The sequence below is a fragment of the Georgenia sp. Z1344 genome (genome assembly GCF_057652375.1).
The window spans coordinates 3,007,274-3,022,050 of the sequence record NZ_CM172728.1 but is presented as its reverse complement, the minus strand read 5'-3'; the positions used below and the strand labels follow the sequence as shown (position 1 = coordinate 3,022,050).

The 14,777-nt window shown below is 72.5% G+C and carries 11 protein-coding genes; 3 read left to right on the top strand and 8 right to left on the bottom strand.

Features of this window, described 5'->3' with window-relative positions; translation table 11 throughout:
- The first annotated feature begins 119 nt into the window (after positions 1-119).
- The 3 genes from AC24FB_RS13715 to AC24FB_RS13705 all read left to right on the top strand — a co-directional run bounded on the left by AC24FB_RS13715 (position 120) and on the right by AC24FB_RS13705 (position 4,188).
- Positions 120-1,142: a LacI family DNA-binding transcriptional regulator gene (locus tag AC24FB_RS13715; protein WP_425713198.1), complete on the top strand. Its 1,023-nt coding sequence runs from the start codon at positions 120-122 to the stop codon at positions 1,140-1,142.
- Positions 1,139-2,911: a glycoside hydrolase family 13 protein gene (locus AC24FB_RS13710; protein ID WP_425713197.1), complete on the top strand. Its 1,773-nt coding sequence runs from the start codon at positions 1,139-1,141 to the stop codon at positions 2,909-2,911. Before AC24FB_RS13715 ends, AC24FB_RS13710 begins: the two co-directional genes overlap by 4 nt.
- 152 nt (positions 2,912-3,063) lie before the next feature.
- Positions 3,064-4,188 (top strand): IS30 family transposase, encoded by a 1,125-nt coding sequence (locus tag AC24FB_RS13705; protein ID WP_425713196.1) that lies wholly within the window; start codon positions 3,064-3,066, stop codon positions 4,186-4,188.
- A gap of 176 nt (positions 4,189-4,364) precedes the next feature.
- Here AC24FB_RS13705 and AC24FB_RS13700 read toward each other — a convergent pair whose 3' ends face one another.
- The 8 genes from AC24FB_RS13700 to AC24FB_RS13665 form a co-directional block, all read right to left on the bottom strand.
- Complete coding sequence (locus AC24FB_RS13700) at positions 4,365-6,056, bottom strand: dihydroxyacetone kinase family protein (protein WP_425715061.1); 1,692 nt, start codon at positions 6,054-6,056, stop codon at positions 4,365-4,367.
- Positions 6,057-6,241: 185 nt separating this feature from the next.
- Positions 6,242-7,294, bottom strand: coding sequence for a zinc-binding dehydrogenase (locus AC24FB_RS13695; RefSeq protein WP_425715062.1), 1,053 nt, complete (start codon positions 7,292-7,294; stop codon positions 6,242-6,244).
- 82 nt (positions 7,295-7,376) lie between these two features.
- Positions 7,377-8,162 carry a DeoR/GlpR family DNA-binding transcription regulator gene (locus AC24FB_RS13690; RefSeq protein WP_425715063.1) on the bottom strand — a complete coding sequence of 262 codons (786 nt, stop codon included), beginning with the start codon at positions 8,160-8,162 and terminating at the stop codon, positions 7,377-7,379.
- A gap of 106 nt (positions 8,163-8,268) precedes the next feature.
- On the bottom strand, positions 8,269-9,303 hold the full coding sequence (locus AC24FB_RS13685) for an NAD(P)H-dependent glycerol-3-phosphate dehydrogenase (RefSeq protein ID WP_425715064.1): 1,035 nt from the start codon (positions 9,301-9,303) through the stop codon (positions 8,269-8,271).
- A gap of 338 nt (positions 9,304-9,641) precedes the next feature.
- Positions 9,642-11,153 (bottom strand): xylulokinase, encoded by a 1,512-nt coding sequence (locus AC24FB_RS13680; RefSeq protein WP_425715065.1) that lies wholly within the window; start codon positions 11,151-11,153, stop codon positions 9,642-9,644.
- Positions 11,150-12,214: an NAD(P)H-dependent glycerol-3-phosphate dehydrogenase gene (locus tag AC24FB_RS13675; RefSeq protein WP_425715066.1), complete on the bottom strand. Its 1,065-nt coding sequence runs from the start codon at positions 12,212-12,214 to the stop codon at positions 11,150-11,152. Before AC24FB_RS13675 ends, AC24FB_RS13680 begins: the two co-directional genes overlap by 4 nt.
- Positions 12,215-12,242: 28 nt before the next feature.
- Positions 12,243-12,947, bottom strand: coding sequence for an L-ribulose-5-phosphate 4-epimerase (locus tag AC24FB_RS13670; protein ID WP_425715245.1), 705 nt, complete (start codon positions 12,945-12,947; stop codon positions 12,243-12,245).
- A gap of 125 nt (positions 12,948-13,072) precedes the next feature.
- Positions 13,073-14,755, bottom strand: coding sequence for a ribulokinase (locus tag AC24FB_RS13665; RefSeq protein ID WP_425715068.1), 1,683 nt, complete (start codon positions 14,753-14,755; stop codon positions 13,073-13,075).
- Positions 14,756-14,777: the final 22 nt, after the last annotated feature.

Sequence of the window (14,777 nt, the reverse complement as noted above, 5' to 3'; positions counted from 1 at the left end):
AGCCACCACGACCGTGCGAGCGGGACGCTCGACGAGGAGCGCACGATGCCCTTCCCCATCAGCCGGCGGACCCACGTACCGGGACCACCGACTCTCTCCACGACGACGACGGACGCACCGTGAGCGGGCGGACCCGGCTGACCGACCTGGCCGACCAGGCGGGGGTCTCCACCGCCACCGTCTCCCGGGTGCTCAACGGCCGCCCGGGGGTGGCCGAGCCGACCCGCCGCGAGGTCCTCGCCGCGCTCGACGTGCTCGGGTACGAGCGGCCCTCGAGCCTGCGCCAGCGTGCGGCCGGGCTCGTCGGCCTCATCGTCCCCGAGCTGTCGAACCCGATCTTCCCGGCGTTCGCCCAGCAGATCGAGACCCTGCTGAGCAGCTCGGACCTCACCCCGCTGCTGTGCACCCAGTCCCCCGGCGGGACCACCGAGGACGACTACGTCGAGATGCTCCTCGAGCACGACGTCGACGGCATCATCTTCGTCTCGGGCCTGCACGCCGACACGTCCGCGGACCCGTCGCGCTACCACCGGCTCATCGACCGTCGCATCCCGTTCGTCCTCGTCAACGGCACGAACCCGGACATCGCCGCACCCGCGTTCGCCGCCGACGACGCCGACGCGATGGACCTCGCCGTGCGCCACCTGGCCGCGCAGGGGCACCGCCGGATCGGACTCGCCGTCGGACCCACCCGGTTCGTGCCCGTGGCCCGCAAGGTCGAGGCGTTCGGGGCCGCGACGTCGCGCTACCTCGAGGACGCCGAGCCACCCACGGTCTCGACCCTGTTCACGGTGGAGGGCGGCCGGGCGGCCGGGTTCGAGCTCCTCGAGGCAGGGTGCACCGGGATCGTCACCGCGTCGGACCTCATGGCGCTCGGCGTCGTGCGGGCGGTCCGGGCGGCCGGCCTGGGCGTCCCGGAGGACGTCTCGGTCGTCGGGTACGACGACTCGCCGCTCATGGCGTTCAGCGACCCGCCGCTGACGACCGTCCGTCAGCCCGTGCCGGCGATGTGCCAGGCCGCGGTGTCCACCCTCGTCGCCATGATCAGGGGCGGCTCGCCGAGCCCCGCCGAGCTGACCTTCGTGCCCGAGCTCGTCGTGCGCCGCTCGACCGGTGCGGCGCGGCTCGAGGCGGCCGAGTGACCGCCGAGGACTGGTGGCGCGACGCCGTCGTCTACCAGGTCTACCCGCGCTCGTTCGCGGACGCGAGCGGGGACGGCGTGGGCGACCTGCCGGGCATCACGGCGCGGCTGGGGCACCTCGCCGACCTCGGCGTCGACGCGCTGTGGCTCTCCCCGTTCTACCGCTCGCCCCAGAAGGACGCGGGGTACGACGTCGCCGACTACCGGGACGTCGACCCGCTCCTCGGGACGCTCGCCGACGCCGAGGCGCTCGTCGCGCGGGCCCACGAGCTCGGGCTGCGGGTGGTCGTCGATCTCGTCCCCAACCACACCTCCGACCAGCACGTCTGGTTCCGCGAGGCCCTCGCCGCCGGGCCCGGATCGCCGGAGCGGGCGCGGTACCTGTTCCGTCCGGGTTCTGGCGAGGGCGGCGAGCTGCCGCCGAACGACTGGACCTCGGTGTTCGGCGGGATCGCGTGGACCCGCGTGCGTGACCGGGCGGACGCGCCGGGCTCCGCCTGGTCGGACGACCCCGACTGGTACCTCCACCTGTTCGACTCGAGCCAGCCCGACCTCGACTGGGAGAACACCGAGGTCAGGGAGGAGTTCGAGTCGATCCTGCGGTTCTGGCTCGACCGCGGGGTCGACGGCTTCCGCGTCGACGTCGCCCACGGCCTCGTCAAGCAGGAGGGCCTGCCCGACTGGCCGTGGCACCTGCGGATGGTCTCGGGGTCCGACGTCGATCCCGCCGACGTGCCGCCCGCCCCGATGTGGGACCGGGACGGCGTCCACGAGGTCTACCGGTCCTGGCGTCGCGTCCTCGATGAGTACTCCCCCGCGCGGATCCTCGTGGCCGAGGCCTGGGTCGACGACGACGAACGGCTCGCCCGGTACGTCCGCCCCGACGAGATGCACCAGGCGTTCAACTTCCACTTCCTGTCCACCCGGTACGACGCCGGCCTGTACGCGGACGCGATCCGGGACTCGCTCGCGGCGGCGGACCTGGTCGGAGCACCGTCCACGTGGGTGCTGTCCAACCACGACGTCGTGCGGCACGCCAGCCGTCTCGGCCTGGCCCACGCGGACACCGGGAAGGGCCCGAACGGGATCGGCGCCGACGAGCCGCAGCCGGACGCCGCACTCGGCCTGCGCCGGGCCCGCGCCGTCTCGACGCTCATGCTCGCGCTGCCCGGTTCGGCGTACGTCTACCAGGGCGAGGAGCTCGGGCTGCCCGAGCACACGAGCCTGCCCGACGAGCTGCGGCAGGACCCGGCGTTCGCCCGCACGGGCGGCGAGGAGACGGGGCGCGACGGGTGCCGCGTGCCGCTGCCGTGGGAGGCCGACGCGCCGGCGTACGGCTTCTCGCCGTCGGGGAGGTCGTGGCTCCCGCAGCCGGCGGCGTTCGGCGAGCTCGCGGCCGATCGCCAGGAGGGCGTGGCGGGGTCGACGCTCGAGCTGTACCGCGAGGCGTTGCGCCTGCGCCGGGAGCTCGGCCTCGGCCGGGCCTCGCTCGCGATCGTTCGCGGCGACGACGTGGGCACGAACGGCGTGTCGGCAGTCGACGGCGCGGTGGCACCGGCCGAGGATCTCGGCGAGCTCGGTGCCGACGGCGTCCTTGCACTGATCTCCCGCCCTTCCTCCGGATCCGAAGTCCTCGTCGTGCTCGTCACCGGCGGGGCTCCGGCCCGTCTGCCCGAGGGCTGGCGGGTGGTCCTGTCCTCGCAGCCGGGGGCGGGCGAGGACGGGACGGTCCCGGTCGACACCGCGGTCTGGGCGGTCCGCGAGGGCTGACCTCGCCCGGGGCGTCGGCCCACCCGTGCGCGTCCTTCCCGCGCGGAGAACGCGCACGCACCAGGCCGATTCGTCGAGATTGCGGTTGGGGCCCAACCGCAATCGGCGGTTTCAATCGGTTGTTGCAACGTGCGCCTTGGGAGGGTGTACGGATGGCTGGGAAGAGATTGACACTTGAGGAGCGGGCGAAGATCGAGGCGCTGTTCGGTCAGCGATTGACGTTCCCGCAGATCGCTGAGCGGATCGGTCGTCACCGGACCACGGTGTGGCGCGAGGTCACTCGCAATAACTCCTACCGGGGCGCTCACCTGGACACACCCGGGACGCGTTCCCCGGCGGGACGCCGGCAGGCCAATCCCGCCGGTCGTGGTGGCGCCTACCGGTGGGCGTACTCGTGCCGGAACGCGCAGCGCAGGGCCGACAAGCGGGCCCGCAGGCCCAGGCCCGGCAAGTTGACCGGCGATCGCCGCCGCGGGGTGACCTCGGGTCGCGGCCGGCTATGGCCCCTGGTGCGGGACAAGCTCGAACAGCGGTGGTCTCCGCAGCAGATCGCACACTGGCTTCGTCAGGAGTATCCCGACCGGCCGGAGCGATGGGTGTCCCACGAGACGATCTACCAAGCGATCTACTACCAAGCTCGTGGCGGGCTGCGCAGCGAGATCGCACGCCAGGTCGCACTCCGTACCGGGCGGACCAGGCGGCGCCCCCAGTCCCGCCTCGCGCGGGCGGCACACTCGGGCAAGGCCTGGACCCATGGCCTGAACATCAGCACCCGGCCGGCCGAGGTCGAAGACCGGGCCGTGCCCGGGCACTGGGAAGGTGACCTGATCATCGGTGCGCGTAGCGCGTCGGCGATCATCACCCTGGTCGAGCGTTCCACGCGGTACGTCATGCTCGGCGCTCTACCGGAGAGCAGGGTCTCCGAGCAGGTGATCGACGTGCTGATCGAGACGATGGGCCGCCTGCCGGCCGAGCTGGCCGCGACTCTGACCTGGGATCAGGGCGCTGAGATGGCCAAGCACGCCCACTTCACGCTGGCGACAGACTGCCGGGTCTTCTTCTGCGACCCGCACTCGCCCTGGCAGCGAGGCTCGAACGAGAACACCAACGGCCTGCTGCGGCAGTACTTTCCCCGCTCGAGTACCGACTTCCGCACCTACGCCCAGCGCGACCTCGACGCCGTCGCCCGCGAACTCAACACACGACCACGCATGACACTGGGCTGGCAGACTCCAGCGAAACGACTCAACGACCTACTCGTTGCAACAACCACTTGAAACCGCCATCTCGACGAGGACGAACCGCACTCTCGACGAGCCAGGGGCGTGCCCGCGGCACCTGAACCGCACTCTCGACGACGGAGGGCCGCCGGGCCGCCACGTCGTGGCGGCCCGGCGGCCCTCACTCGTGAGGAGGAATCACCTCACTCGTCATACAGGTGAGCGGCGCTGCCTCAGCTGGCGGTGCCCGCGTGCCGGGCGATCGTACAGACGACGAGCGCGGCGGACACCGCGCCGGGGTCCGCGTGGCCGACCGACTTCTCGGCGAGCGGTCGGGCGCGGCCGAGCTTGGGACGCATCTGCTCGGTCGACTCGGCGCCCTGCTGGGCGGCCACCGCGGCGGCGGCCCAGTCACCGGCACCGAGGGCGTCGATCCCGGGCAGGAGCGCGTCGAGCATCGTCTTGTCACCGGCCACGGCCCCGCCCACGCGAGCGACGGCGTCGACGGCGGCCTTCGCGGCTCGGACGAGGTCGTCGGCGCTCGGAGCTCCGGTGTCGGACAGCTCGCCCGCGGCAGCGTTGAGCAGCGCGCCCCACAGCGCGCCGGACGTGCCGCCCGCACGGTCGGACCAGGTCTCCCCCGCGCGACCGAGCGCCGTGCGCAGACCCGCACCGGCGTCGGCGGCCTCCCGGGCGGAGGCCAGGGCCTCGCTCGAGCCGCGCGCCATCCCGGTGCCGTGGTCGCCGTCGCCGGCGAAGGTGTCGAGCTCGCCGAGCTCGTCCTTCTTCGCGGCCAGCGCCTCGGAGACCGAGGACAGCACGTCGACGAGGCGCGCCGCGGCGGCCTTCCCGGCGTCGTCGGCCTCGGGGATCGCCTGCTCGGCAGACTCGACCTGCTGGATCTCGTTGGCGGTGAGCTCCTCGCCGGCGATCTGCCCCATCTTCACGGTCGGGGTGTCGCAGGGGGCCTTCCACAGGCGCTCGAGCTCGTCGTCGACCCACACGAGCGTGAGCGAGACACCACCCATGTCGAGGGAGGTGACGAGCTCGCCGACGAGCCGGTCGACGACCGTGAGGCCCGCCGCCTCGAGCTGACCCTCGATGGTCCGGTAGGCGACGAACATCTCCTCGTACTTGGCGGTGCCGAGGCCGTTGAACAGGACGACCACGCGGCCGTCCGCCCCCTCGGGTCGCTCCTTGAGCAGCGCCTCGACCAGCGTGGTCGCCGTCTCGTCGGCGGTGCCGAGGTCGGTCTCGTCGATACCGGGCTCGCCGTGCACGCCGAGGCCGATGCCGAGCCGCCCCTTGGGCACGGTGAAGAGCGGCTCGTCGGAGCCGGGCAGGGTGCAGCCGGAGAACGCGACGCCGAGGGTGCGGGTGCGGTCGTTCGCGTGGCGGAACACGCGCTCGACCTCGTCGATGTCCATGCCCTCCTCCGCCGCCGCGGCCGCGATCTTGAAGACGGGCAGGTCGCCGGAGATGCCGCGGCGCTTCTCGATCTCGTCGACCCCGGCCGAGGCGATGTCGTCCGTGACGACCAGTGCGCGCGCGTCGATGCCCTCGGCCCGGAGCCGCTCGACGGCGTCGCCGAAGTGCAGGACGTCGCCCGCGTAGTTGCCGAAGCCGATGATGACGCCGCCGCCGCGCTCGGCGGCCTTGGCGACCGACACGGCCTGCGCGGCCGAGGGCGAGGCGAAGATGTTGCCGGTCACGCCGCCGTCGGCGAAGCCGGGGCCGACCCAGCCCATGAAGGCCGGGTAGTGGCCGGTGCCGCCGCCGGTGAGGACGGCGACCTTGCCCTGGGGCGTGCGGGTGGCGCGGACGACGCCGCCGTACACCTCGCGGACGTGGTGGGGGAACGCGGCGGCGAACCCGGAGACGAGCTCGGCCGGGAAGTCCGACGGGTCGTTGACGAGCTTGGTCATGACAGCTCCTTCGATGTCGTGCTGGTGATGGGTGATGGGTGGATGGTCGGGGTGGGGGGCCGGGACGGTCGAGCAGGTCGGATCGGGTCGAGTCGGGACCGGGAGGACGTGGCCTCCGACGACGACGGACGGCGCTCCGACGACTCATCGGCGCCGACGACCGTGCGGCGTGGGCCGCAGCCGGGTCAGGCGGGGCCGGCCTCCGCATCCGGGACGACGGCGACCTTGATCCCGCCGCGCTGCGCGGTCGTCTCGATCGCGTCGAGCGCGTCCGAGAGCCCGAAGCGGTGGGTGACGTACCGGGACCCGTCGATCGCGCCGGAGGCGAGCAGGTCGACGGCCTGGTGGTAGTCGGACCGGCGGCAGTTCGACCCGCCGGTGACGGTGAGCTGGCCGTAGTGGATGTCGTTCGGGTCGATGACGGCGGTGCCGCCCTTGGGGAACCCGGCGAACGCGCTCACCCGGCCGCCGATGCGCACGAGCCTCGACGCCTCGGAGAACAGCTCGGGCACGCCGATGGAGACGACGGCGACGTCGGCGCCGCGGCCGTCCGTCAGCGCCCGTACCTCGGAGTCGACGTCGTCCGTGGTCGGGTCGAGGGCGAGGGTGGCGCCCATGTCGAAGGCGACCTGCCGGCGCTCGGCCGAGCGGTTGGTGACGACGACGTTCCGCGCCCCGCGCAGGAGTGCGACCTGCACGTGCAGGAGGCCGATCGGCCCGGCGCCCATGACGACCACGGTGTCCCCGAGCTCGACCATGTACTCGCGCAGACCGTTGAGGACGCATGCCAGTGGCTCGGCGAGCGCGAGGTGTGCCGGGTCCGTGCCCGCGGGGGCCGGGACGAGGTTGCCGCGCGCGACCGCGTCGGCCGGGACCAGCTGGTACTCAGCGAGCCCGCCGTCGACCTGGTAGCCGAACAGGCGAGCCTGCTCGCAGTGGTGCTCGAGGTCGCGCCGGCAGAAGTAGCACGAGCCGCACGAGATCGTCGGCAGGACCGCGACGAGGTCACCGACGGACACGGCGCTCACGCCCTCGCCCACCTCGTGGACCACGCCGGCGGCCTCGTGGCCGAGGACGACCCCGGGGCGGGCGTCCTTCTCCCCGCGCACGAGGCGCACGTCGGTCCCGCACACGGTGTTGGCCGCCACCTCGAGCAGCACCTCACCGGGTCCGGGGCGGGGCGTCTCGACGTCGGTGAGGACGACGTCGCCCTTCCCGCGCAGCACGACCGCCCTCATCGGTGGCTCCGACCACGGGTGCGGACCTGGGGGGACGTCGACATCTCGGTCTCCTTCACGGGTGCTGACGGTCTCACGGGGATCATGCCAGGTGGACGCGCAGGCCGAGGTCGCGCAGGTGGTCGACGCGCTCCTCGGGCAGCGAGGACGGGACGACGATGTCGTCGACCTGCGCGAGGTCGGCCACGCGGTGCATGGCACGCCTCGCGAACTTGCTCGAGTCGACGACGAGGATCTTGCGCACCGACCGCGCGAGCATGGTGCGCTTGATCTCGGTGACGTCGCCGTCGGGGTGGTGCATCGCGTCGTCCCAGATCGCGGTCGCCGACATGACGCAGCAGTCGGCGCTCAGCTCGCGCAGGGCGGCCACCGTGGCGGGACCGTGGTAGGCCTGCGCCCAGGCGGTCCAGCGGCCGCCGACCATGTGCAGGCGCACGCCGTCCATACCCTGCGCCTCCGTGGCGACGAACTGGCTGTGTGTGATGACCGTCAGACCACTCGTGTCCCCGAGGGCCCGGAGCACGTGGAGGCCGGTCGTCGAGTCGTCGAGCATGAGGACGCTGTCCGGCGGGACGAGGCTCGCCGCGACCGTCCCGAGCTGGTCCTTGACCGCGGTGTCCCGGGCGAGACGGTAGGCGGCCGACGCCTCGACGAGCGAGGTGACCACCGACGTCACCGTTCCGCGCGAGCGCGCGAGGAGGCCGAGCTGCTCGAGCGCGGCGAGGTCCCGGTAGACGGTCATGGCCGAGACGCCGAGCTCGCCGACGAGCTCCTCGACCTGGACCGAGCCGCGTTCGACCACGATGTCCGCGAGCCGGTGGCGCCGTCGGCTCAGCTCCCCGGCGCCGCGCGCGTCCTCCTGGTTCATCGGCGCTCCTCGGCGCTCCGCCCGCACACGCGGCTCACGGATACGTCGGACGTCGACGCAACGGTGCCGGACGCGGCGGTGCGGCTCGTCGTGGGGACGTGCTCCGTCACGGCAGGACCGCGGCGGCGACGCGTCCGGCCGGATCCTCGGCGCCGTCGATGACGGCCGCGACCGCGGCGAGCAGCGGCATCCGATCCGGCAGAGAGCCACCGATCTGCTCGACGAGGCGCACCGCGAGCCCCGCGGCGGGGACGCCCTCGACGGTCTGCTCGGCCGCGACCATCGCCTCGAGCGCCGCCCCTGCCTCCTCGCCCCGTCCGATGCGCGAGCCGTAGACCTTGTTGCGCCCGGACAGCCCGGTCACCTCGAGGTCCCCCACCCCGGCGAGGCCGTACACGGTCTCGGTGCGGCCGCCGAGCGCCTCGCCGAGGGCCGCGATCTCGCGGACCGCCTGGGCGAACGTCGCGGACTTGAGGTTGTGGAACGGCTCGTCGTGTGCCTCGTGGAGTCCGTCGGCGATGCCGAGCGCGATGGCGTAGACGTTCTTCATCGGGGCACTCACCTCGAGCCCGACCTCGTCGGTCGCGCCCTCGATGCGGTACGTGGTCGAGCTGAGCGAGTCGGCCACCTCCGCCACGATCGCCTCGTCCTTGCCGGCGTACAGCGTGGCGGTCCAGCGGTCGGCCGCCACCTCGTTGGCCTTGCAGGGCCCGCCGACGGCGACGATCGGCGGCAGCGGGGTGCCGCTCGTGGCGGCGACCCGCCGCACGGCGTCGGGCAGGAGCTCGATCCGGCCCTCGGCATCGGGGGCAAAACCCTTCGAGGTGAGCAGGAGGGCACGCGCCCTGGCGATGCCGGGCAGCGCGAGCTCGGCGACCTTCTCGACGCCGACGGAGGCGACCGAGAGGACGACGTACTCGGCGCCGTCGAGCGCGGCCTCGAGCTCGCCGGACCGGAAGAGCCGGGTGCCCTCGGCGAGCCGGACGTTCGTGCGCGGGTGCGGCCGGCCGGCCTCGACGGCGTCGAGGAGGTGGTCGTCGAGCCAGGTGCCCCAGAGTCGGACGTCGTGGCCCTGGGCGCGGTACGGGGTGGCGAGGGCGGAGCCCATCGCACCGGCACCGAGGATGGTGATCGTCGTCATGACAGCTCTCCTGGGTCGCAGGTCTCGGCGTGACCACGGGGGACGCCCGGCCGGACGCTGCGGGCTCGGCGGTGGGTCCCACGGCCCGACGTCGGACCGCGCATCGAGCATCCCACATCACGCGCGTGAAAAACAACAGCACACTTGTGATGGCGCGAGTATGCCGGCGATGGTCGAGCAGGTCTGCGAGCTCGCAGCGTGCAGGCATCCGGAACCCGCGTCCACGACGACGAAGGTGCGTCCGTCCCGTCGCGGACGCTCGTGCCTCCGACGACGGGCGCACACCGGGCCGGTGCGGTCACCCGCACCGGCCCGGCCGCGCCCTCACCCGCGGGGCGTCACTCCCCCGTGAGCTCCCACAGGCGCTCGTAGACGGGCTCGAGGTGCTCGTAGAGCGTGGCCTGGGCCTCGCCCCAGCGCGCATACTCCTCGCCCCGCTTCTCGTCAGGCTCGGTCACGTGCCCGGTCCGCGCCATCGCCCGAGCGGTGGCGGGGACGTCGCCGTGGACGCCCGTGTGCGCCATCGCGAGGACGGCCGCTCCCTGGGCGGAGACCTCCTCGACGCCGGAGGCCACGATCGGCAGCCCCACGGTGTCCGCGAGGATCTGCGTCCACAGGTCGGACCGCGACCCCCCGCCCGTGGCACGCAGCTCGGTCAGCCGCGTGCCGGTGCCCCGCTGCATCCCGGCGAGGTTCTGCCGCAGCTCGTACGCGGTGCCCTCGAGGATCGAGCGGTACATGTGGGCGCGGGTGTGTGCGCCGCCGAAGCCGACCATCGCACCGCTCGCCACCGGGTTCCACCACGGCGACTGCACGGCGTTCCAGTACGGGAGCGTGAGCAGGCCCTCGGCGCCGATGGCGACCTTCGCGGCCGCCGCCTCGAGCTCGGGGTCCGGCCTCCCGTCGAGCTCCGGCTTCCCGAGCTCGGAGCGGAACCAGTTCGCGAGCACCGATCCCGAGTTCTGCACGATCTCAAGGACGTACTGCCCCGCGAGCCCCGCGGCGAGCGTGCGGTACTCCTTCCCGTACCGGTAGTCGGCCGAGTGCACGCCGGCCACGATCGAGGTGCCGATGTTGATGTAGGCGACCTCGGGGTCGATGGCGGCGGTGCCGAGACCGGAGCCCTGCCCGTCGCCGAGCCCGGAGATCACCGGCACCGTGTGCTTGAGCCCCCAGTGCTGCGCCACCTCGAGGTCGAGCTCGCCGACCACGTCCCCGGGGGCCGCGAGCTCCGCCATCTGGTCGCGGCGCACGCCGGCGAGCTCGAGCAGCTGGTCGGAGTAGTCGAGCGCCTCGATGTCGAACAGCGCGAGCGTGTCGGCCGAGGCGTGGGAGGAGACCCAGCGGCCGGTCATCGCGTGCACGAGGTAGGCGTGGACGTCGACCACCTTGTCCGCTCCCGCCAGGACGTCGGGCTCGTTCTCCTTGAGCCAGATCATCTTGTAGAGCGCCGGCGTGGTGTCGGCCGGCTTGCCGGAGAGCTGGTGGATCTCGTCGGACCCGTGCTCACGGATCTGCTTCGCCGCGCGCGAGTCGAGCCACAGCACCGCGTTCCGGGTCGGCGCGCCCGTCGCGTCCACCGGCACGAAGCTCTCGCGCTGGTGGGTGATCGCGAGCGCGGCGACGCGCGCCTTCTGCTCGGCGCTCAGGCCGCCCACCGCGCGCCCGACCGCCGAGTCGGTGGAGAACCACCACTGGCGGGCGTCGTGCTCGTAGTGGTTCATCCGCGGCTGGAGCAGGTCGATCTCCGCCCGGCCCTCGCTCAGGGTCCTGCCTGCCGCGTCCACGACGACGGCCTTGGTGGCCGAGGTCGAGGAGTCGATCGCGATGACGAGCGGGTCGTCGCTCACTTCCGCCCCCCGAAGAACTCGTCCCACGGGAGGTCGATGGGCTCGTCGCGCGCGATGATCCCGTGCAGGTGGCGCAGCAGCGGGAACTCGTGGGCCTCGAGCACGCCGCGCTCGATCTGCTTCTCGATCGCCGCCCCGACCACGCGGATCGCGTTGACGCCCTCGAGGGTGACGCCCTTCATCAGGGAGTCGCGGACCTCGGAGAACGGGATGCCGGAGCCGACGTAGGTGCCGGCCTTGACGTTGCGGCCGCCGGCCGAGGTCACGTGCATGTCCCCCACGCCGGGCAGGCCCCAGACCATCCTCGGGTCGCCCCCGAGGATCTCGTAGAAGCGGTGCATCTCCTGCGCGCCCTGGGCGAAGATCGCCGCGGTGAGGTTGAGGCGGCGGTAGCGCTCGTTGGCGTCGTCGCCCTCCTTGAGCTGCAGCCCCTCCCCGAACCCGGCCGCGAACGCGTAGATGTTCTTCGTGGCCGCGCCGATCTCGGCGCCGAGGAAGTCGGTCGTCGTCCACACGTGGTAGTAGTCCGTACGGAACAGCTGCGCGAGGCGCTCGACCACCTCCTCCTTGTCGCCCGAGAAGACGACCGCCGTGTCGTGACCGACCGCGAGCTCGCCGGCGATCGACGGGCCGACGATCGCGGCCCAGTCGACCTGCCCCGCGAGCTCGTCGCCGACGATCCGCTTGAGGGCGTCGGGGATCATCTCGAGGGTGCCGTCGTCGTCGGCCAGCATGCCCTTGGTGACCGAGAGGACGGTCTGGCCGGGCCGCAGGAGGCGGGCGAGCTGCTCCCCGACCCAGTCCACGCCGAAGGAGTTGACGCCGGACATGACGACGTCGGCGCCGTCGAACGCCTGCTCCGCGTCCTCGAGCTGGTACGCCGTGATCCCGTCCTCCACCACGAGGTCGAGGTCGGGGTGCCGACCGGTGGTCTGGATCGACTCGATGATGTCGCGGTCGAGGTGGGTCCCGACGAGCCGGACCTCGTGCCCGTTCTGACGGAGCGGGAAGGTCAGGGCTGTCGCCATGATGCCGGACCCGAGTACGACGACGGTGGTCATGTGCTGCTCCTTGTCGTGGGTGATGCGGTCAGTTCTGGCCGTAGACGCCCTGGTAGCGCTCGTACAGGCGCGTGACGGCGTCGTCGGGGATCGGGAGGGGCTCGCCGAGCTGGCGCGAGACGTGCACGGTGCGGGCGACCTCCTCGCACATGACGGCGGCCTTGACGGCGGCCTTCGCGTCCGTCCCGATCGTGAAGGGCCCGTGGTTCTGCATGAGGACGGCCGGGGAGCGGTGCCCGCGCAGCGTCTCGACGATGCCCCGGCCGATGGAGTCGTCGCCGATGATCGCGAACGGTCCGACGGGGATCTCCCCGCCGAACTCGTCGGCCATCATCGTCAGCACGCAGGGGACGGGCTCGCCGCGGGCCGCCCAGGCGACCGCGTAGGTGGAGTGGGTGTGCACCACTCCCCCGACCTCGGGCATGTGCCGGTAGACGTAGGCGTGCGCGGCGGTGTCGGAGGACGGGCTGAGCACGCGCGAGGCGTCCGGGTCGGCCAGGGCCCGCCCCCACAGGTCGGTGACGACCATGAGCTCGGGCGCGAGCTCGTCGTAGCTGACGCCGGAGGGCTTGATGACCATGAGGTCCTCGCCGCCGTCGACCGGCACGCGGGCCGAGACGTTGCCCGCCGTCCACACGACGAGCCCCCAGCGGGGCAGCTCGGCGTGCAGGGCGGCCACCTCCGCACGAGCCTGCTCGACGGTGGCACGCACCTCGGGCGCGAGGTCCGCCAGCGCGGGGACGTCCCCGGTCGGTTCGTCGACTACCTGTCCTGCGGTCACTGCTCTCCTTGGTCGGTCCGGCGTGCCGGTACGGCGACGGCGCCCGGCCGGGAGCGGCCCGGCCGGGCGCGGCGTCGTTACTTCTTCGCGCCCCGGGCGGCCGCGCGGGCGCGGATCGCCTTGAGCCGGTGCATCAGCTCGTTGCCGCCGCGCCCGAAGTAGTCGTGCAGCTGGACGTACTCGGCGTACAGCTCGTCGTACAGCGTCGCGCGCTGCTCGCTGGGCAGGTAGGCGTTGCGGACCTTTCCGCCCATCGCCTCCGAGGCCTCCTGGATGGTCTCGTACTCGCCGGCGGCGACCGCGGCGTGGACGGCCGAGCCGAGGGCGCCCGCGTGGGCCGCCGTCGCGACCGAGATCGGCAGGCGCGTGACGTCGGAGAACAGCTGCATGAGGAACTTGTTCTTCAGCAGGCCGCCGGCGGCGACGAACTCGTTGATCTCGACGCCGTGCTCCTTGAAGGTGTCGACGATCATGCGGGCGCCGAAGGCCGTCGACTCGAGGAGCGCCCGGTACTGGTCCTCCGGGCGGGTGGTGAGCGTGGTGCCGATCATCAGCCCGGACAGGTCGGTGTCCACCAGGACGGACCGGTTGCCGCCGTGCCAGTCGAGCGCGACGAGTCCGTGCTCGCCGATCTGCTGGTTCGCCCCGAGGTCGGTGAGGTAGTCGTGGACCGACTTGCCCGCCTTCTTCGCGGCCTCGTGGTACTCCGGCGGGACGCTGTGGTCGACGAACCAGCCGAAGATGTCGCCGACGGCGGACTGGCCGCCCTCGAAGCCCCACAGGCCGTCGACGATTCCGCCGTCGACGACGCCGAACATCCCGGGGACCTCGACGAGATCCGGACCCGAGACGACGTACACGGCGGAGGTGCCGAGGATCGCCGTGAGCTGGCCCGCCTCGACGGCCTTGACGGCGGCCGCGGTGACGTGGGCGTCGATGTTGCCGACCGCCACGGCGGTGCCGGCGGCGAGCCCCATGAGCGAGGCGAACTCCTCGTTCAGCTCGCCGGCCTTCGAGGCCAGCGCGGCCACGGGGGCCGCCATCTTCTCCTCGAAGATGCCCCCGAACTCGGGGTTGAGCGCCTCGAGGTACTCGCGCGAGGGGTACTGACCGTCCTGGAACATCCGCTTGTAGCCGGAGTCGCCGGCGGACTGCACGAGGGTGCCCGTCATCCTCCAGACGATCCAGTCGAGCGCGTTGACGAAGACGTCGGTGGCCGCGTAGACCTCCGGGTCCTCCTCGAGGGTCTCGAGGACCTTGGGCAGGAGGAGCTCCGAGGAGATCGTGTTGCCGTAGCGGCCGAGCCAGGTCTCCCCACGCTCCTTGGCCACCTCGACGATGCGGGTCGCCTGCTCCTGGCCGCCGTGGTGCTTCCACAGCTTGACCCAGGCGTGCGGGCGGTTGCGGAACTCCTCGAGCTCGCACAGCGGCGTGCCGTCCTCCTTCGCGGCGACGACCGTCGCGGAGGTGAAGTCGATGCCGAGCCCGACCACCTGGTCGGCCGTGATGTCGGCGTCGTTCATGGCGGCCGGGACGGCCTTGCTGAGGACGTGGATGTAGTCGGCCGGGTCCTGGAGGGCGAACTCGGGCGGGAGCTTCTGCCCGTCCGCCGCGTCCAGGGTGCGGTCCATGACCGCGCTCGGGTAGTCGACGATGACCGAGGACCCCTTCTCGAGGCCGTCGCTCACGCGGATGATGCTGGCCCGGCCCGAGAGCGTCCCGAAGTCGATGCCGATGACGAACTTGCTGTCCTTGGTCACTGTGCTGCCTTCCTCCCGGCGG